The sequence below is a fragment of the Neobacillus sp. genome, assembly GCF_031988165.1.
In the GTDB taxonomy this organism is placed as follows: domain Bacteria; phylum Bacillota; class Bacilli; order Bacillales; family Cytobacillaceae; genus Neobacillus; species Neobacillus rhizosphaerae.
The window spans coordinates 89532-108750 of sequence record NZ_DALZYO010000012.1 but is presented as its reverse complement, the minus strand read 5'-3'; the positions used below and the strand labels follow the sequence as shown (position 1 = coordinate 108750).

The following is a 19219-nucleotide window of genomic DNA, read 5'->3' as shown; positions in this document are numbered from 1 at the left end:
AGGCAGGTGAATGAAAGTGGAGAAAATTTTACAAGTAAAAGATTTGAATATCTCTTTCCATACGTTTTCCGGGGAAGTGAAAGCCATCCGAGGGGTGAGCTTTGATCTATTTAAAGGGGAAACGTTAGCTATTGTTGGTGAATCGGGTTCTGGGAAATCAGTAACAACTAAATCAATCATGCGTTTACTTCCAGAGCATAATTCAGAAATTAAAGGCGGGGAAATTCTTTTTAATGGTAAAGATTTAACTAAACTAAAGGACAAAGAAATGCAAAAAATCAGGGGTCATGATATTTCGATGATCTTTCAAGATCCAATGACATCTCTTAATCCAACAATGAAAATCGGTAACCAGATTATGGAACCGTTAATTAAACATCAAAACATGAGCAGACACGCTGCGAAGGAAAGAACACTTGACTTATTAAAGCTCGTGGGGATTCCAAAACCGGAAATTCGGATCAACCAATATCCACACCAGTTTTCTGGAGGAATGAGACAAAGGGTTGTCATTGCGATTGCGTTAGCATGTAATCCACAAATTCTTATTGCAGATGAACCGACTACAGCATTAGACGTGACCATTCAAGCGCAAATTCTTGAATTAATGAAGGATTTACAAAAGAAAATTGATACGTCTATTATTTTCATTACCCATGACCTTGGTGTGGTTGCTAATGTAGCTGACCGTGTCGCTGTTATGTATGGCGGGAAGATCGTTGAAATTGGGACAGCAGATGAAATCTTCTATAATCCACAGCATCCTTATACATGGGGCCTAATCAGCTCAATGCCGGATATGGACACTGATGATGAAGAGTTATTCTCAATTCCCGGAACACCTCCTGATTTGTTAGATCCGCCAAAAGGTGATGCATTTGCACCACGGAACCCGTTTGTTATGAAAATAGACTTAGAACTAGAACCGCCATTTTTTAAAGTTTCTGATACTCACTATGCGGCAACATGGCTGCTGCATCCTGATGCACCAAAGGTTGAACCGCCTGATGCTGTTAAGAGACGTCAAAATCAATTTAATGGGCAAACAGGTGTAAGTGTCGGAACTGCTTCGTTAGAAAAGGGTAGTCAAAGTCAATTCCCTGGAATAAAGGAGGGAAAATAAAATGGCTGAAAGAAAAAAATTACTAGAAATAAAAAACCTAAAGCAATATTTTAATGAAGGAAAATCGAATGAAGTAAAAGCCGTTGATACTGTTTCCTTTGATATTTATAAAGGTGAAGTAATGGGGCTTGTCGGTGAATCTGGCTGTGGTAAATCCACAACAGGCCGGACGATTATCCGTTTGTATGACGCCACTGGCGGTGAAGTCATTTATGATGGTGTCAATGTCCATGGTAAAAAATCGAAACAGCAATTAAAAGAGTTTAACCGGAAAATGCAAATGATTTTTCAAGACCCATATGCATCATTAAATCCAAGATTGAAAATTGCCGATGTTATTGCCGAGGGAATTGATATTCATGGATTGGCAAAATCAAAGCAAGAACGGATGGAGCAGGTTTATGAACTTTTAGAAACCGTTGGCTTGAATCGAGAACACGCAAACCGCTACCCGCATGAATTTAGTGGTGGTCAGCGGCAACGGATTGGCATTGCCCGTGCACTTGCAGTCCAACCAGAATTTATCATCGCCGATGAGCCGATTTCTGCCTTGGATGTTTCCATTCAAGCTCAGGTTGTTAATTTAATGAAAAAGCTGCAAAAAGAAAAAGATTTAACATACCTTTTTATTGCGCATGACCTATCAATGGTAAAATATATTAGTGATCGAATTGGTGTTATGTATTTTGGTAAAATGGTTGAACTTGCTCCTGCTGATGAGCTTTATCGAAATCCGCTTCATCCCTATACTCAATCACTTTTATCAGCAATTCCAGCTCCAGATCCGATCAGTGAACGGTCACGGAGACGGAAATCATATGATCCAGCTAGTCATAATTACGGGGCTAATGAATCTATTGAATTTAGAGAAGTAACTCCTGGCCATTTCGTTCTTTGTTCTGAGAAAGAATTTAATCAATACAAGGCACAATCAGGCCATTAAAAAAAACGATCTCGATTGAGATCGTTTTTCTTAATAAATTGTCCATTTAGTTCTTTTTTCCGCCAACCGTTTTCCATCCAGTTTGGTATTTGGCACTCTCATCAACAAATTCACTCCGACGCTTGCCACCGAATACTTTTTCTCCAAAACTGTTTGTAATAACTCCCATCAATGCCGTAATCCCTACGATTAACAAGGCAACGATTGTTAAATCAGTTATGTAACCTCCCATGGTAGAACCTCCCTTTTTAAACGTATTATACTTTTTATCAGACAATACTAATACCACTACCTCATATTTTAAAAGAACTTACTCCTTATTGAAAGAGGAAAATAAATAAACCACTTGAAAGTTTTTATAGAATAATGAATGCGTTTTCAATTCGGGATGTTAATTGAGAATGTAATTTAAGAAAGTATTAAGGTTGGTGTGATAAATTGATACCTGGGTGGGAGGAATAGCCTTTTCTCTTGATGACCCTCAAAAAATGTAGCTATGGAACCGAACGTTATAGGGAAGAAATTGATGTAGATTGAAAAAAATATCGATAAATTAGTAAGTATTTATGAAACTTTTAGGTGAATCATTCGTCTAATATAATGTACCCTTTAATTTAGGGCTGTTTAAGGCTATTCAATTATTTTTGAAAAAGGGATACCTTTTTTAGGAACCGTGGTGTATAATTAATGATATAAATTACTTGTTTATAATAATTTTAATTTTGAAGTTTGCTAGAAAATTAAAACTTGATTATATCAATATTTTGGTTTTATAAAAATGAACTGTAAATTATAGAGGAGTGTGAAAAACAGATGGTAACACTATACACTTCACCAAGTTGTACATCATGTAGGAAAGCTAAATCCTGGTTGGAAGAGCATGAAATCCCATACACGGAAAGAAATATTTTCTCTGAACCATTATCAATGGAAGAAATTAAAGAAATTCTTCGAATGACGGAAGATGGGACAGATGAGATTATTTCCACTAGATCAAAAACATTTCAAAAATTAGATGTTAACTTAGATTCTATGCCGCTTCAGGATTTATTTGGATTGATTAAGGAAAATCCTGGACTGCTGCGCCGCCCAATAATTATTGATGAAAAACGTTTACAGGTTGGTTATAATGAAGATGAAATTAGAAGATTCTTACCAAGAAGAGTGAGAACATTCCAATTGCGAGAAGCACAACGAATGGTTAATTAAATAATAAGGCCTTCTTAAACGAAGGTCTTTTTTTGTATACTGAGACTGGAAAGTTTGTAGTTTCTAAATCATTTTGCTACAATTAATGAAATATATATAGGCATAATGATGGTTTTTATGATTTTCAGTTTTTTTATTTCCCTTATTAGTACTTTTGTCATAAAATGAAAGTACAAGAGTATTTACTTTTATCCAGAAAAGCTTTTAGCCTTTTTTGATGTAAATGGTAAAGCATGATCTGCTTGGGGGTATTTAGTCCCTTCAATAAGGAAATCGGAAGGGAGAGGTTATGATGGAGATTGAACGTATTAATGAGAATACAGTGAAATTTTATATTTCTTATGGAGATATAGAAGAAAGAGGCTTTGATCGCGAGGAAATTTGGTACAATCGCGAACGTAGTGAAGAATTATTTTGGGAAATGATGGATGAAGTCCATGGCGATGAAGAATTTATCGTCGAAGGTCCCCTTTGGATTCAAGTTCAAGCTCTTGATAAAGGTTTAGAGGTTCTTGTGACCAAAGCGCAGCTTTCAAAGGATGGGCAAAAGTTTGAACTCCCAATTCCTAATGATAAAATAAATGACATTCCTGTAGATGATAAAATTGAAGAGCTTTTGGATCAGCATTTCAATCCTCATCAACCTGATGAGGAAGATATCTCACTTGAGGAAGAGACATTAGAGTTTCTCCTTGCCTTTAAAGATTTTGAAGATGTGATTATGCTTGCCAATCGTCCAGGATTAGATGATTTAGTTACTATGCTATATCATTATGAAGGGAAATATTATCTTTATGTTGAATTTCCTGAGGAATTATTTGAGGAAGATGAAATAGATGATTTCTTAAGTGTTTTACTTGAATATGGTCATGAAACACAGCTGACGATCCATCGAATTCAAGAGTACGGAAAAGAAATTATATCCAATAATGTTTTTGCAGAATTAAGAAAGTACTTTAGTTGACAACAAGTACCGATTTCATATTTGAAATCGGTATTTTTAACATTAGTGTATATTGAAAATTTTGGCAGGTGAGTACTTTGAAAAACACAGTAAGAGTCGTCATATTTTTATCCGTATTATCCATCCTCTTATTTTTATTTAAGGGTCGATTGGAAGGTGGAATCGTTGGAATCTTAAGCGTTTTAATTTCGCTGTCAGTCATTTTTATCGGGTTTGTCATTTTCCTCGAGAACCGTCATCCGACACAAACAATTACATGGTTAGTCGTTTTAGGAAGCTTTCCCTATGTCGGCTTTATTTTTTATCTCCTCTTTGGACGAAACTATCGAAAAGAGAAGATGTATAGAAAGAAGTATTTCCTAGACAAACAAGCATTTCTTACGGTTGAAGGAGAAGATGACCCAAGGAATGAGGAAAAACTAAGTTTAATGGGGGAACATCTAGGGAAATTGTTTAACCTGGCACAAAAACTTGGAAACAGTCCAATCTCCTTTGATACTTCGACAAAAGTATTAACAAATGGAGAAGAAACTTTTCGACATATTATTGAACAATTGAAGCGAGCGAGACATCATATTCACCTGGAATATTATATTGTTCGTCATGATCTTATTGGTCAGGAAATCAAAGATATTCTCATTGACAAAGCAAACCAAGGGGTTAAAATTCGTTTTCTATTTGATGCAGTGGGTTCATGGCAGCTTTCAAAGGCATATATTAATGAATTGAAAAATGCCGGTATTGAAACGATATCCTTCGGACCCGTAAAATTGCCTTTTTTAAATAATAAATTTAATTTCCGCAATCATCGTAAAATTATTGTGATTGATGGCACGATTGGGTTTGTGGGTGGATTGAATATTGGTGATGAATACTTAGGGAGAGATAAGCATATTGGCTTCTGGCGGGATACGCATTTAATGCTTAAAGGTGAAGCTGTACGTACTCTCCAACTTATTTTTTTGCAAGATTGGTATTACATGACAAATCATAGTTTTTTAACGGCGGAATACTTATCCCCACAAATTGATCATAAAAGTCATGGGGGAGTTCAACTGATTGCCGGCGGACCTGATAATGAATGGAGCGTAATTAAAAATATCTTTTTTTCGATGATTGCTTCGGCGGAACGATCAGTTTGGATTGCATCCCCATATTTTATTCCAGATGAAGATATTTTTTCGGCGCTAAAGGTGGCAGCACTGAGTGGGATCGATGTAAGGTTGCTTGTACCAAATCGGCCAGATAAAAGAATTGTCTTTCATGCGTCAAGATCTTATTTCCCGGAACTTTTGGAGGCTGGGGTTAAAGTGTACGAATATGAACGAGGTTTCATGCACAGTAAGATTATCATCGTTGATGATGAGCTTGCCTCGATTGGAACGTCTAATATGGATATGAGGAGCTTTCATTTGAATTTTGAAGTAAATGCCTTCTTGTTCCGAACGAAAAGCACCGATAAGCTTGTCGCAGAATATTTAAATGACGTAGAGCATGCTACACAGCTTGAATTACAAACATTCCAAAAGCGGCATTTTGGACTAAGATTACTGGAATCGACTTCGCGGTTACTTTCGCCGCTTCTTTAAGAAAAACTTGTCAAAATGGGCAAGTTTTCTTTTTTAATTTAAAGGAATAATAGCAAAATTTGGCGAATAATTAAACGAGAAAGGAGATGTTGAATTGCTAACTGCGCATACAAGATCTGGTAAAAAAATCAACCTAGGTTATAATTACAAAAAGGAAACTCTTTTATATTTTCGCAGTAAAGAAGAATTTTTTTGTCCGATATGCGGTGAAAGTGTTTCTCTTAAATTAGGGGATCAACGAATTTTTCATTTTGCACATAAACAAAGCAGTAGCTGCCGTGAGTTTTATGAAAATGAAACGATCACCCATATGGAAGGGAAACGGCAGTTATATCAGTGGCTCATTCGGCAAAGAATACCTTCTATGCTGGAATTCTATGATAAGGAGATTGGGCAGCGCCCCGATATTTTGTTTAAGTTTAAGGAACAGAAATATGCCTTGGAGTATCAGTGTTCATCGCTTCCGGAAAGCGTTTTTATCAAGAGGACGAAAACGTATCTCCAAAATGAATACCATCCATTATGGATACTCTCAAGCAATCATATTCACCAAAAAAAGCGAGATATTATCTCATTGTCCAATTTTCATTATTTATTTTTACGAGCTACTTCGTCTGGAAATCTTTATATTCCATCATATTGCCCCGAAAAACATCTTTTTCAATTAGTTGGATCAATAACTTCCTACTCAATTAAAAATGCGTTCGCACAAACATCCCAATATCCACTTAATGATTTGAAAATAGAAGGCTTACTAGAACCAATAAGTGAGCATCACCTTAATCTATCCAGCTGGATGAGCGAGATAGAAAATTTCAAATTAAATTTGACACTTTATCCTGAAAAAATACAAAATCCATTTCTTAATGAGGTTTATAAAAAAAACCTAAATTTGTTCTTGTTGCCACCAGAAATTGGCCTTCCTGTTCCTCATTCGTTAACCATTCAAACTGCTCCAATTATTTGGCAAACCTATTTATTCCTTGATGTTCTTGCAGGGAAGTACCCCAATGATTTGATTACTTTACAAGAAATTAAGGCTCATTTTAACAAAAGAATAAGGAGGAAGGATATTATCATTCGGAATTTGCCACAGTTAGTGCAGGTCACCCCCTTACTAGCCGAAATGGAATATTTACAACATTTAGTGCTGTTCGGTATTTTAATCAGAAAAGGAGACACTGATTTCCAAGTCCAACGAAAAATTACGATACCAAGGTCCAACCGGGAGAGAGAGGAGGCAAAGACTCTCTTTTATCGCAGATTAACGGGCAGTAAGACCCCCACTTCAAGACTAAGAGGAAACGATGAGGAAAAGTGGGGGACAAACTGCCCGTAAAGGCCCGATTGGTTCAACTAACACTCAGTGGGGATGAAGAAAAACCCCCACTGAGTGAAGTTTCACTTTATCAAAAAAACACACGTATTCTTACAGAAATATAAATAAAAACTGGGCATAATATAGGGGATAGTTTGTTACACATTTTAAAGGAAATTAGAATAATTAGGAGAATATATTTATGTGTGGATTCTTTTCACAATCCGAATTTGAATGGAGGATGGATGATGGCAAATGAAACTGCAGTAAAGTCACTACCTGCAAGAAATGAGATTCCTGTGGATGACACATGGAAATTAGAAGATATTTTTGCAGATGACAAGGAATGGGAAAAAGAATTCCAAGAGGTAAAAAAGCTAATCCCGGGAATTAAGGAGTTTGAAGGGAAATTAGAAGAAAGTGCGGAGACGCTTTATAAAGCTCTTCAGTTCCAAGATGAGCTATTAGAACGAATTGGAAAGCTTTATACATATTCGCATATGCGCTATGACCAAGATACAACTAATTCCTTTTATCAAGGCTTAGATGACCGAATGAAGAATCTGTATTCACAAGCAGGAAGTCAGTTGGCCTTTATCGTTCCGGAAATTCTCTCAATCGATGAAAGCAAAGTGACGAGCTTTCTAAATGAAAAGCCAGAATTAAAGCTATATGAGCACGCCATTGCTGAAATTAATTTGCAAAGACCGCATGTGTTAAGTGCTGAGCAGGAAGCATTACTAGCAGAGGCAAGCGAAGTAATGGATGCTTCCAGTAATACATTTGGGATGTTAAACAATGCTGATTTGGAATTCCCATCGATAAAAGATGAGAACGGGCAAGAAGTTGAAATTACCCATGGCCGTTATATTCGCTTCTTGGAAAGTGAAGACCAGCGTGTAAGGCGGGATGCCTTTAAAGCGGTATATAAAACGTATGGTAATTTTAAAAATACGTTCTCAAGCACATTAAGTGGCAATGTGAAAAAGGACAATTTTAATGCAAGAGTAAGAAAATATGATACAGCAAGGCATGCAGCCCTTTCTGCCAATAATATTCCCGAGAGTGTGTATGATAACCTTGTAAATACGGTTACGGAAAATCTTCCTTTATTACATCGCTATGTGAAGCTTCGGAAAAAAGTGCTGGGCCTTGATGAACTTCATATGTATGATTTGTATACACCGCTTGTAAAAGATGTAAAGATGGAAATAAAATACGAAGAGGCGAAGGATTTAGTCATCAAAGGGTTAGCCCCGTTAGGTGAGGAGTATTCGAAGATTTTAAAAGATGGTTTTGAAAACCGCTGGGTCGATGTTCATGAAAATAAAGGAAAGCGGAGCGGTGCATATTCTTCCGGTGCATACGGTACGCATCCATATATCCTGATGAACTGGCAGGCAAATGTGAATGATTTATTCACATTAGCCCATGAATTTGGTCATTCCGTGCATAGCTACTATACGCGGAAATCACAGCCTTATCCGTATGGAAACTATTCGATTTTCGTTGCTGAAGTGGCTTCTACCTGTAATGAAGCATTACTAAATGATCATCTATTAAAAACAATTGATGACGAACAAAAGCGGATTTACTTGTTGACTCATTATTTAGAAGGTTTTCGAGGCACAGTATTCCGTCAAACTATGTTTGCTGAGTTTGAACACTTAATCCACCAAAAAGCACAAAATAACGAAGCATTAACGGCAGATGCGTTAACAGAAAGCTACTATGCTTTAAATAAAAAGTATTTTGGTGAAGAAGATATTGTGATTGATGAGGAAATCGGTTTAGAATGGGCAAGGATTCCTCATTTCTATTACAATTATTATGTATACCAATACGCGACGGGCTTCAGTGCAGCCACTGCGCTAAGTAAACAGATTTTAGAAGAAGGCGAGCCAGCGGTTAAGCGTTATATTGATTTCCTCAGCGCCGGAAGCTCAGATTATCCAATTGAAGTGCTAAAGAAAGCAGGCGTTGACATGACAAGTGCCGATCCAATTAAGGATGCTTGTAAGGTATTCGAAGAGAAACTAAACGAATTAGAACAATTGTTATCATAAGCACAAATAACATTAGTGCCTTGACCCCTAGGCGCTGATATAGGACAGTAGGAAAAAGGGACGGCGCCAACTAGGCAGCTGTCCCTTTTAAAATCCTTTAAATCGGTTTCGGTTATTAAGATAAAAGAGGAAGATTAAAATGGAAATAAACAAAGTTGGGGCACTGATTAATAGTGGGAAAACCTTCAATAAGGCAAGTAAATGAAGAAAAAAGGCAAATAGAATAAAGAGAATCATAATGATAAAAGGAGTTTTGCCCACAGTAAATTCCACCTTTTTAAGAATGATTACTACTATGTCTATTGTCCATTTCGTGAATTTATGATTTTATGACAATAATGTGAAATAAAGCACAAACTTATTGTCATCATCTTCGAACACATGCTATATTATATTCATGAAGTTGATCACTACAAACATATACCCCTTTGTTTGACCGTGAAAAATTTCTCCCATCCCCTTTGTTCGTATTAATAGAAAAATGCCTTGCAGCCATAATAACTGCAAGGCATTTTCATTTTTACGATAACATTCATAAAGAAAGACAAATGCCGAATCGCATTGCGTCAGCATTTGTCTAGTCATCAATATATCGCCAAAATGTTCCGTATTTCGCCGGTATCTGTTCAACCACCTGTTTTAAAAGCAGTTTTTTCATTTCCAGTTCAATTTGAGAAATCGACATATTATAAACAACGGCAATTTCCTTGGATGCAACAAATTTGAAAAACTTCATAAACGTCTCTAATGAAGGCGGGGGAGATACCACCGGTTTTTCAGAAAGCATTTCCTCTAAAATTTGGACATATACCTCATATGGATAGGAACCAGTAATTTTGACACCCTCATCCTCTGAATTTTCATTAAAAAATACGAGCGTAGGAATTTCATTAACATCCATTTCTGCGGTGATTTTTAAATCGCACTGAAATGCTTTGGCAGCACTTTCAGAATGGATATCAATCATGAATTCTTCTACATCCAATCCTGAACTGCTAGCACAATCCTTTAACACTTCCAGATTAGAAATATTCTGTTTTTCTAAAAACAACACCTCTTGAATTCTACGAAGAAAGCGGAGTCCAGCTCGTCTTCCTTGCAATTCAGCGGCTTTGAGTGCAATCGATGCGGTATATGGAGTATCTACAGGATTCTCCAACCAAAGGTTGCCATCGCAGGACATTCCCGATCTACTTGCAGTTTTCTCCCAAATTTGAGCGATATTTTCATATTTCTTTTTTTTACTCAAATTTAAATTAGCCAACCGTCCACTTAATACATGTTTAAGAGCAAAGTACCGACCGTATTCAATTTGCAGTTTTTTAAGTATCGGTTCAAGCGCCCAACATTCAGGGCATAAAGGATCAATAAACAGATAAATTTCAATGGACTTTTTATCATTGCCACTACAGCGTTGCTTCGACCCTGATAGGTTAGAATTATTCACGATTTTCACCTTGCAATTCATCGCCATCAGGCGTATTGATCATGTGTTGCGCTGTAAGGTAAAGCCTTGAGAAAAATTCTTCTCTTAACGGCCCCTGCAGTTCGATCTTATCCATTGCTTGTTTCATGCATGATAACCATGCCTTTGCCCGGGTTGGCGTTACCGGAAAAGGTAAATGGCGTGCTCGCATCATTGGATGACCATGCTCTTCTGTATAAATGGACGGACCGCCTAAATATTGAGTTAAGAATTGCTTTTGTTTCCGAGCAATTTCTGTGAATTGATTCGGGAATATGGGAGCGAGATCAGGATGTTGTCCAACAAGGCCATAAAAGGTATCGACAAGCTGGTGTAATCTATCTTCACCAATGGCCTCAAATGGTGTAAGTTTTTTCTCAATCATGTTGACAACTCCTCTTCATGTCTTTCGTATCTCTAATTTTAACAATGCCTATTTCATATCACAAATTAATTGCTTTGAAAAAATGAATTACCACCTATTTAGACATTATTAATGTACACAATGGTGCCTATTCTTATAATATAAGAATTTATAACATTGAACTTCGAGAAATGTCCAGCTCCAGGCGCCATCGGCTAGTGTACTTCGCTCTTCTCCTACGATAAGTCAAAGCGCTCCAGTCCATACGCCGATAAACGGGCGCCTTGTGCTTTTCTTTGTATGATCATGAGGAAATTGTCGGCTGGAAATAAATCCTTTCTGCTGGAAGTTGTCATTCATCCTTTATGGTCTCGCAGTTTAAATTTTTGATTATAAAAGCGACGAATTTTGTTTTCAGTATGTCGAAAAGGAATTGTAAATTGGGCTAGAAGTGCCAGGAACGACTGAAGCCCTTCCTGATAGTTTTCAACTTCATATTCTACTTCATAATCATCAGTATTAAGATAAGAGCTGTAATCGAGTACGAGCAATCCTTGCTTGTAGGCTAATTCCACCCTTTTCGTTAGCAAAGAACCGAAATACTCGATGCTGGAAAAAGGAATATCCTTTTTTTCTAATATGTTTTGGATGATGCCGGCAGGTAGTTTACCTGTATGAATTGCTAGACCAGCCTCTTCCTTACTTAGGACTTGATTCGTTTCGAGCAGCCCTACTGCTGCGGGCTGTTTTAAGGTCATCTCGTAAAACCCTCCTCTTTCACGGATGCGTAAGGCCGAATCATGCTGTTTTAAACTGAAATCCGAGGTGTCGAAATAGTGGTTTTCTTGACTGAAAATTTGCTGTTCATCTATTTTAAATTCCATTAAAAATCTTTCATATTCCTCCTTCGTGAGCATGTTTTTAAATTCAATTTCGATATGTTGTGACATAACTTACCGTCCTTCCAGTGGAGAAATCATTTTATCGCAGATTAACGGGCAGTAAGACCCCCACTTCAAGACTAAGAGGAAATGATGAGGATAAGTGGGGGACAAACTGCCCGTAAAGGCCCGATTGGTTCAACTAACACTCAGTGGGGGATGAAGAAAAACCCCCACTGAGTGAAGTTTCACTTTATTATCATTATCCCATGTTTAACTTAAACTGCAATCCTTGGGTGAAATGGATGAAATATGCTAAAATAAGGGGGTGAAAGATGGAGGTAAAAAGATGAAGAAAAGATTAACCATTCAAAAGGCAAGTACAACAGAAAACAAGCTATTTTTAGAAACCATGGAACCCATTATTGGGTTGGTTCCTGCCGAGCAGATGCTTGTTGATTCTGCACAATTCTCCTTTATTTACTTAATGGAGAATCAAGAAGATTATACATATATCGTTTTACCTGAACAAATCTGGCCATTCCTAAAGTCCGCACTGGAACAAAACATACCTGTTTTATTGACATATAGAGAAGAGTCGATAGAACTAATAAATTTTCATGAGGAATTAGAATATCTAATTACCAATATTAAAGGTAATAGTAATTATGGTAATGAAATGGTTACAAAAGTTGAGGAGAATTTCTAGATAATTAGTTTTTTTAGAGGTGGAATCATGAAGCATTGGGATTTATTTTTAGCACCATATAAACAGGCAGTAGCGGAACTGAAAATAAAGTTAAAAGGAATGAGAGGACAATTCGATCTTGATTCTACTCATTCACCGATTGAATTTGTCACAGGTAGAGTTAAGCCGATTTTAAGTATTCTTGATAAGGCCAATCAAAAAGGAATTCCACTTGAGAATTTGGAAGAGGAAATGCAGGATATTGCGGGAATGCGTATCATGTGCCAATTTGTCGATGATATTCATGCGGTTGTCGCTTTATTAAGAAATCGCAATGACTTTGAAATCGTCGAGGAAAGAGATTATATTTCTCATAAAAAGACAAGTGGATATCGTTCATACCATGTGGTGATTCGCTACCCAGTTCAAACCATTCACGGGGAAAAGAAGATTCTTGCTGAAATTCAAATCAGGACGCTTGCGATGAATTTTTGGGCAACCATTGAACATACGTTAAACTATAAATATAAGGGGATTTTTCCTAGCGATATTAAAATGAGGCTGCAACGAGCAGCCGAAGCCGCCTTTCGACTTGATGAGGAGATGTCGTTAATTCGCGGCGAAATCCAGGAAGCCCAGGCTTTTTTTACAAGAAATAAAGAATTGAAGCAACAAGGAAAAAACTAGTTCCTAACCGCCTTTTGGAAAAGGGGCGGGTCGCCGCAAAAATCAATCCTTATAGCTAATCTTGTAGAAAATATACGTTTTTCGTATGATTTAGACGAAGGGTGGCTTTGCTCACACTGCCTTAATTATGTTGGGTTGAGGATTTAAATGGATTGTAGTTCCTTAGTCGATGGTGTCGTGGATCGCCATTTATGTTTTGAAAGCAAATTAGTACAAGGAGCATGAAATTATGAAATTTGCGATTACATCAAAAGGAGATCAAAAATCAAACATATTAATGCACAAAATGCGGACGTATTTACTTGATTTTGATCTTAAGTACGATGAAGATCAGCCTGATATCGTTGTTTCCATTGGCGGCGATGGGACTCTTCTTTACGCATTTCACCGCTATAGCAGTCGTTTGGATAAAACCGCTTTTGTCGGCATTCATACGGGGCATCTCGGTTTCTATGCGGATTGGACGCCTGATGAAATTGAAAAGCTTGTTATCGCCATTGCGAAAACTCCGTTTCAAGTCGTGGAATATCCGCTGCTTGAGGTCATCATCCGTTACTCGCATGCAGGGAAGGAATCAAGATACTTAGCCTTAAATGAATCAACGGTGAAAAGTGTCGAAGGAACGCTTGTCATGGATGTGGAAATCCGCGGTCAGCATTTCGAACGTTTTCGTGGTGATGGGCTGTGCGTTTCGACCCCTTCAGGCAGTACTGCTTATAATAAAGCACTTGGTGGGGCGATTATTCATCCATCGATTTCTGCTATTCAAGTGGCGGAAATGGCCTCAATCAATAACAAAGTTTTTCGAACAGTGGGCTCGCCGCTCATTCTTCCTTCACACCACACGTGTATGTTAAAACCTGTGAATCGAACAGATTTTCAGGTTACAGTCGATCACCTGACACTGCTTCATAAGGATGTAAAATCAATTCAATTCAGGGTGCCAGAAGAAAAAATTCGTTTTGCCCGCTTCCGGCCATTTCCTTTCTGGAAAAGGGTTCACGATTCATTTATTTCAGATTGAGCGGGGAGGTGAATTCCCAAAAGATGTCTTCTCAATTTCAACTGAAGTGGGTAATTGATGATAGCAATGCCGAAGTTCTTCTTAGGGAATTTTTAAAAAAGAATGAGATTTCGCGCACGGCGTTAACAGATATAAAATTTAAGGGTGGTCTTCTTCTAGTTAATGATGAGGAAGTAAATGTCCGTTACAGGCTGCAGAATAGGGATGTGGTAACGGTTATCTTTCCGCCTGAAAATCCGAGTGAAGGAGTAAAGGGCGAAGATATTCCGTTAACGATTCTGTATGAAGACGAATTTATCCTCGTGGTCAACAAGCCTGCAGGCATGAATACGATTCCTTCACGCGAACACCCTGTAGGAAGCTTAGCAAATGCACTTGTTGGCTATTATCAACGTATTGGTCTTCAGGCAACGTCGCATATTGTAACTCGTCTCGACAGGGATACATCTGGGATCGTTTTAATTGCCAAGCATCGTCATGTGCATCATCTATTTAGTATGATGCAACAGTCAGGTCAAGTTAAGAGGACATATGAAGCCTTTGCCGGAGGTTCGATTGTGGCTGATAATGGGACTATTGAGGAACCGATTGGCCGCAAAGTAGACAGCATCATTGAAAGAGAAGTTCGCAGTGACGGTCAATACGCTTGTACTCATTATCGGGTGATCGAGAGACATTCGGGATTTACTTATATTGAACTGGTGCTGGAAACGGGGCGAACCCATCAAATTAGGGTTCATATGTCCTTCATGGGGCATCCATTGCTCGGAGATGATTTGTATGGGGGAGTTACCACCTTAATTAGAAGACAAGCCCTTCATTGTAAAAAAATTGAATTTATCCACCCGTTGCAGAGGGAGATAATGATTTTTACAGCACCGCTCCCGCCGGAAATGAGAAAGATAGTAGAGGCCGACCCGCATTAATAGGGAAGCCTCTTTTTTTTTTGCAAATTTTCAATTGTTGAAACCGTTATAAAAAACTTGCAGAAAAGGATTTAGTATTTGTATTGCTCCCGAAAATTTTCATAAAGGTGATATTTATTGTCTTGTTATTTTTTAGTCAAATTGCTTAAATTTTTCCTCGATATATGGCATAGTAGAACCAACAGCGAAAAGTTCCATTTCTGGGTACCTTAAGGCAGTAAGTTTGCCACCAAATACTGCACCGGTATCAATGTTATAGGTATTATTGATGATCCGTGGCTCTTTAACAGGTGTATGTCCGTATACAATACAGGGAGCTCCATGATAGTTTTTGGCCCAATCTCTTCTTACTGGTGAACCATCAAGATTTTTTTTACCCGTAATATCTCCATAAAGAACAAACTCTTTGACCTTTGAATGGGTTTGGCCAATATATTCCTGTTTTATTCCTGCGTGGGCAATAACCAGCCTTTGTTCGTCTAACTGTAAATAAAGAGGAGCTTTTTCGTAAAGCTCCATAAATTTTTTTCTAATGGTTTGCTGCTCTTTTTTATTTAATGATTCATATTCCGCAACTGTTGTTTCAAGGCCATGAGCAATTTGGACTTTGTTGCCTAGTAAGAAACGGTATAACTTATTACAATGATTTCCTGGTGTGTAGAATGCCTTACTATGCTTGATAACCAGCTGCCAAACTATTTCAATCACTTTAATGGATTCTGGTCCACGGTCAGTTAAATCACCAACGAAACCAAGCATCCGTGAGTCAGGATGAACTGGAAACCCACTATCCCAATTGTACCCGAGTTCAATGGTAAGCTCCTTGAATTCCTTTACACACCCATGAATATCGCCGATAATATCAATCTTAATAGAATTCACCCCCTTTTAATCCATTATTTTTTGTATTAACCTTCATTTTTATTAATTATTCTTGCTTTGCGGTTTGAGAGGAGGAACAAACACCACACGGCGACACCGAGCTTCAGCTTCATGATCGCTTGATTGTTACAGGTACGAAGGAGTACGCGGATCAACTGAAAAGGGAGCTGGAATTCTGTCAAAGCTGATCTATTTTTTTATTAAAAGTGCCACCCTTTTCATTTTTCATAAATTAGTGTAAAATTAGTACCAAGTACTAATAACTTGTATTTATTTTGGGAGGAATTTTTCAATGAGTCTTTCTTTAGCGGGAAAAACATATGTTGTTATGGGTGTTGCCAATAAGCGTAGTATTGCATGGGGAATTGCACGTTCACTGCACAATGCTGGCGCAAGATTAATCTTTACGTATGCAGGTGAAAGAATTGAGAGCAGTGTTCGAGAATTAGCCAATTCTTTAGAAGCCGAAGGAACACTCGTCCTTCCTTGTGATGTAACAAGCGATGAAGCAATTTCAACTTGTTTTGCTGAAATAAAAGAGGCTGTTGGAACGATACATGGGCTAGCACATTGCATCGCATTTGCCAAAACAGAGGAGTTAAAAGGTGAGTTTGTGAACACATCTAGGGATGGCTTCCTGCTTGCACAAAATATAAGCTCCTATTCTCTAACGGCTGTTGCAAAACAAGCAAGTGGCTTGATGGCTGAAGGTGGAAGTATTGTGACATTAACTTATATAGGTGGTGAGCGTGCCATTCCGAACTATAATGTAATGGGTGTAGCGAAAGCATCTCTAGATGCAAGCGTCCGTTATTTAGCTGCTGACCTTGGAAAACACGGTATTCGTGTTAATTCCATATCAGCAGGCCCAATCCGTACCTTATCAGCAAAAGCGATCGGAGAATTCAATTTAATTTTAAGTGAGATTGAAGAAAGAGCACCATTACGCAGAACAACCACACCTGAAGAAGTCGGTGACACGGCCGTATTCCTTTTCAGTGACCTTTCCCGTGGAATTACAGGCGAAAACATTCATGTGGATTCTGGATTTCATATTCTATAAAATTTCAATTAAAAAGCCCGCAGCTTGCGGGCTTTTTAATTGAAATCAATGAATTTATTGTGAACGAGTATAGGTCCTCCGCATACATATAAAGTGTAGGATTACGTAAGGAGGAGGTGCTGTTCATGTCGAAAAAGAAGAGTATAGAACCGCTTATCTATGTTAATCAATCGTTTTCTAGGACTACTTCAAATAAAAACATGCAGGAAATATATACAAGTAAGCAGGAGAAGGAGCATTTGATTGAAGAAAAGGCAGGAAATGTAAGCAAACGGAAAATTTCCCTTGCAAAAAAAGAGTTAAAACACGAACCCATCCCGATTGAAGTAGTCAATTCAGAAAATCCTCAACCAATATCATCTGCCCAGGATCAGAAACAACGTGCTTCTTTTAAGCGGGTAAAACCCTTCAAGGAAATGGAATTAAACGAGCGCTTAGACTATTTAATTAACTTTCCAAAAGTCCTTCCACCAGTTCCATGTGTCTTTTATACCGCTGAAGAAAGTTATCAGGGTTACCTGGTTGATTATGACAATCATCAGTTAACCATCCAATTTCATGATCAAACGTCGAAAACCTTGTCCCTCAACGAATTAAAGGACGTCATTATGATCGGGATAAAAAAATAAAGAAAAAAAGAGCCAGCCGAATTTTACCGACTGGCTCATTTAATTAATTACAAATTCCCAAGTTAACATCGGCAATACATTGAACGGCACAGAAGCAACGTAGGTCAACTGTAATGCAATCGTTGCTTGCGCGGAATCTTTCAACCTGACAAACTTTAGTAAGGTCAATACAGCATTTGTCCCCACTAGAAATTAGGTTTACTGGAACAAAGTGTCCACCCTCACGGCGTCCTGGTACTAACACACGAAGTGTAGCGCAACAGTTGTCAAAAACTTCCTCTACTCGGAAGTAGATGGATACACAAGCATTACTTTCATTGCTGAAGAACGCATGGAACGGTGAACCATCTGCTGTGCTTAATACGAATACACGAGTGTCAACTGGCTCTCTCCTAGCTGGTGATGCTAACGTTCCCAGCGGTTCTGAAAAACAACTGGAACACTCTGCACATTCTTCTTCTACAGCGTTATCTTGGATATCTTTAATGGCACGAACTACTTCGCACACACAGTTGCCACTGTGAAAATCGTTATGATCATTTCCACAACCCATTTAATTTTCCTCCTTAATCCGTGATATATATCTTACATTACTAACATATTTCACAGAGCCCTTTTGGGTTACGGACAATTGCCTTATTTGGAAAAATTAGGCGGATGAAATCTTAATTTAAAGATGAAAGGATCAAACTTGCATGAGAATGACATTTTTTAACCTATTTATTTTATCGCTCGCGAGCTTTAGGCTTACAAGATTACTTGTTTTTGATAAAATAACCGAATTTATTCGTGCACCCTTTTTTGATGAAATACAAGAGGAAAATGAAGATGGAGAGGTGGAGGTTTTTTACCTTCCTAAGAAAAACGGGATGAAGAGATTTTTTGGTGAACTTCTTAGCTGTTATTGGTGTACAGGTATTTGGACAGCAGCCCTAATCGTAGGACTATTTTACCTGTACCCAGTTTTTGCAACACCGGTTATCCTTATTCTAGCAGTGGCAGGTTTGGCTGCGATTGTTGAATTAATTGTGCAGTTTTTTCTAGTCTCATAAGAAAGCATAAGCCCAACTACTCCTCTGCCTTTGCCAAACGGCTAGTTTTCTAAAAAAATGACATTCATTGAGACAAGAATTGGATATCCTTCATATTCTATCTAGTGAATAGATACAGAGGGAGAGAATAAGGTGAATAAGAAAAAGAATAATAAGGATACGTCACAAACGTATCAATCCTCAAAATCTGTAAAGAAAAAAGGATGCGGCTGTGGTAAAAAAAGGAGATCAAAATAATGGAAAGAACTGCTGGGCTACTGGCAGTTTTTTATTTTTTCCTAATGAGCATGGTTCGAAAAATTGCTTTTATCTTGTCATAATTTTTGCCAATGTCGAAAAAACTACA

22 protein-coding genes are annotated in these 19219 nt (G+C 37.8%); 14 read left to right on the top strand and 8 right to left on the bottom strand.

All coding sequences use genetic code 11. The annotated features are described in order from the left end of the window. Positions 1–16: 16 nt before the first annotated feature. Complete coding sequence (locus RTR43_RS09255) at positions 17–1123, top strand: ABC transporter ATP-binding protein (protein WP_312471342.1); 1107 nt, start codon at positions 17–19, stop codon at positions 1121–1123. Position 1124: 1 nt separating this feature from the next. Then, the gene (locus RTR43_RS09250) at positions 1125–2066 is read left to right on the top strand and encodes an ABC transporter ATP-binding protein (protein WP_312471293.1); all 942 of its coding nucleotides are present in this window, start codon (positions 1125–1127) and stop codon (positions 2064–2066) included. 46 nt (positions 2067–2112) lie between these two features. Here RTR43_RS09250 and RTR43_RS09245 read toward each other — a convergent pair whose 3' ends face one another. Beyond that, positions 2113–2298: a hypothetical protein gene (locus RTR43_RS09245; RefSeq protein ID WP_312471291.1), complete on the bottom strand. Its 186-nt coding sequence runs from the start codon at positions 2296–2298 to the stop codon at positions 2113–2115. 581 nt (positions 2299–2879) lie between these two features. Between RTR43_RS09245 and spxA the strand changes: the two genes are divergently transcribed. The 5 genes from spxA to pepF all read left to right on the top strand — a co-directional run bounded on the left by spxA (position 2880) and on the right by pepF (position 9212). Further along, positions 2880–3275 (top strand): transcriptional regulator SpxA, encoded by a 396-nt coding sequence (spxA, locus tag RTR43_RS09240; protein ID WP_248733819.1) that lies wholly within the window; start codon positions 2880–2882, stop codon positions 3273–3275. Between the two features lie 292 nt (positions 3276–3567). Then, positions 3568–4239, top strand: coding sequence for an adaptor protein MecA (mecA, locus tag RTR43_RS09235; RefSeq protein WP_312471341.1), 672 nt, complete (start codon positions 3568–3570; stop codon positions 4237–4239). A 77-nt stretch (positions 4240–4316) separates the two neighbouring features. Then, positions 4317–5828 (top strand): cardiolipin synthase, encoded by a 1512-nt coding sequence (cls, locus tag RTR43_RS09230; RefSeq protein ID WP_312471289.1) that lies wholly within the window; start codon positions 4317–4319, stop codon positions 5826–5828. A 94-nt stretch (positions 5829–5922) separates the two neighbouring features. Next, positions 5923–7167, top strand: a complete 1245-nt coding sequence (locus tag RTR43_RS09225) for a competence protein CoiA (RefSeq protein WP_312471286.1) — start codon at positions 5923–5925, stop codon at positions 7165–7167. 227 nt (positions 7168–7394) lie between these two features. After that, the gene (gene pepF, locus RTR43_RS09220; RefSeq protein ID WP_312471340.1) at positions 7395–9212 is read left to right on the top strand and encodes an oligoendopeptidase F; all 1818 of its coding nucleotides are present in this window, start codon (positions 7395–7397) and stop codon (positions 9210–9212) included. Positions 9213–9299: 87 nt separating this feature from the next. Here pepF and RTR43_RS09215 read toward each other — a convergent pair whose 3' ends face one another. From RTR43_RS09215 to RTR43_RS09195, 5 genes are all read right to left on the bottom strand, one after another. Beyond that, positions 9300–9473 (bottom strand): hypothetical protein, encoded by a 174-nt coding sequence (locus RTR43_RS09215; RefSeq protein WP_312471285.1) that lies wholly within the window; start codon positions 9471–9473, stop codon positions 9300–9302. A gap of 123 nt (positions 9474–9596) precedes the next feature. Continuing rightward, on the bottom strand, positions 9597–9797 hold the full coding sequence (locus RTR43_RS09210; protein ID WP_312471283.1) for a hypothetical protein: 201 nt from the start codon (positions 9795–9797) through the stop codon (positions 9597–9599). Beyond that, positions 9790–10680, bottom strand: coding sequence for a ClpXP adapter SpxH family protein (locus RTR43_RS09205; protein ID WP_312471282.1), 891 nt, complete (start codon positions 10678–10680; stop codon positions 9790–9792). Before RTR43_RS09205 ends, RTR43_RS09210 begins: the two co-directional genes overlap by 8 nt. Further along, positions 10652–11062, bottom strand: a complete 411-nt coding sequence (locus RTR43_RS09200; protein WP_248733814.1) for a globin domain-containing protein — start codon at positions 11060–11062, stop codon at positions 10652–10654. The genes RTR43_RS09205 and RTR43_RS09200 overlap by 29 nt, the downstream gene beginning before the upstream one ends. A gap of 335 nt (positions 11063–11397) precedes the next feature. Beyond that, on the bottom strand, positions 11398–11991 hold the full coding sequence (locus tag RTR43_RS09195; protein ID WP_312471280.1) for a CYTH domain-containing protein: 594 nt from the start codon (positions 11989–11991) through the stop codon (positions 11398–11400). 280 nt (positions 11992–12271) lie between these two features. Here RTR43_RS09195 and RTR43_RS09190 point away from each other — a divergent pair, with 280 nt between their 5' ends. The 4 genes from RTR43_RS09190 to RTR43_RS09175 all read left to right on the top strand — a co-directional run bounded on the left by RTR43_RS09190 (position 12272) and on the right by RTR43_RS09175 (position 15247). Next, positions 12272–12631, top strand: coding sequence for a UPF0738 family protein (locus RTR43_RS09190; RefSeq protein WP_312471278.1), 360 nt, complete (start codon positions 12272–12274; stop codon positions 12629–12631). A gap of 27 nt (positions 12632–12658) precedes the next feature. Next, on the top strand, positions 12659–13297 hold the full coding sequence (gene yjbM, locus RTR43_RS09185) for a GTP diphosphokinase (RefSeq protein WP_312471277.1): 639 nt from the start codon (positions 12659–12661) through the stop codon (positions 13295–13297). A gap of 229 nt (positions 13298–13526) precedes the next feature. Continuing rightward, positions 13527–14321, top strand: a complete 795-nt coding sequence (locus RTR43_RS09180; protein ID WP_312471275.1) for an NAD kinase — start codon at positions 13527–13529, stop codon at positions 14319–14321. Positions 14322–14344: 23 nt separating this feature from the next. After that, complete coding sequence (locus RTR43_RS09175; RefSeq protein ID WP_312471273.1) at positions 14345–15247, top strand: RluA family pseudouridine synthase; 903 nt, start codon at positions 14345–14347, stop codon at positions 15245–15247. A 132-nt stretch (positions 15248–15379) separates the two neighbouring features. Here RTR43_RS09175 and prpE read toward each other — a convergent pair whose 3' ends face one another. Next, positions 15380–16120: a bis(5'-nucleosyl)-tetraphosphatase PrpE gene (gene prpE, locus RTR43_RS09170; RefSeq protein ID WP_312471339.1), complete on the bottom strand. Its 741-nt coding sequence runs from the start codon at positions 16118–16120 to the stop codon at positions 15380–15382. Positions 16121–16421: 301 nt separating this feature from the next. On the opposite strand from prpE, the gene fabI reads away from it, so the two are divergent. Together fabI and RTR43_RS09160 are read left to right on the top strand one after the other, a co-directional pair. Continuing rightward, entirely contained in the window at positions 16422–17192 is a 771-nt protein-coding gene (gene fabI / locus RTR43_RS09165; RefSeq protein WP_312471271.1) for an enoyl-ACP reductase FabI, read from the top strand. Positions 17193–17317: 125 nt separating this feature from the next. Further along, complete coding sequence (locus tag RTR43_RS09160; RefSeq protein ID WP_312471270.1) at positions 17318–17821, top strand: CotO family spore coat protein; 504 nt, start codon at positions 17318–17320, stop codon at positions 17819–17821. A 43-nt stretch (positions 17822–17864) separates the two neighbouring features. On the opposite strand, the gene RTR43_RS09155 is transcribed toward RTR43_RS09160, so the two are convergent. After that, entirely contained in the window at positions 17865–18374 is a 510-nt protein-coding gene (locus RTR43_RS09155; protein WP_312471269.1) for a CotY/CotZ family spore coat protein, read from the bottom strand. A gap of 142 nt (positions 18375–18516) precedes the next feature. On the opposite strand from RTR43_RS09155, the gene RTR43_RS09150 reads away from it, so the two are divergent. Further along, the gene (locus RTR43_RS09150) at positions 18517–18873 is read left to right on the top strand and encodes a DUF1360 domain-containing protein (protein ID WP_312471268.1); all 357 of its coding nucleotides are present in this window, start codon (positions 18517–18519) and stop codon (positions 18871–18873) included. Positions 18874–19219: the final 346 nt, after the last annotated feature.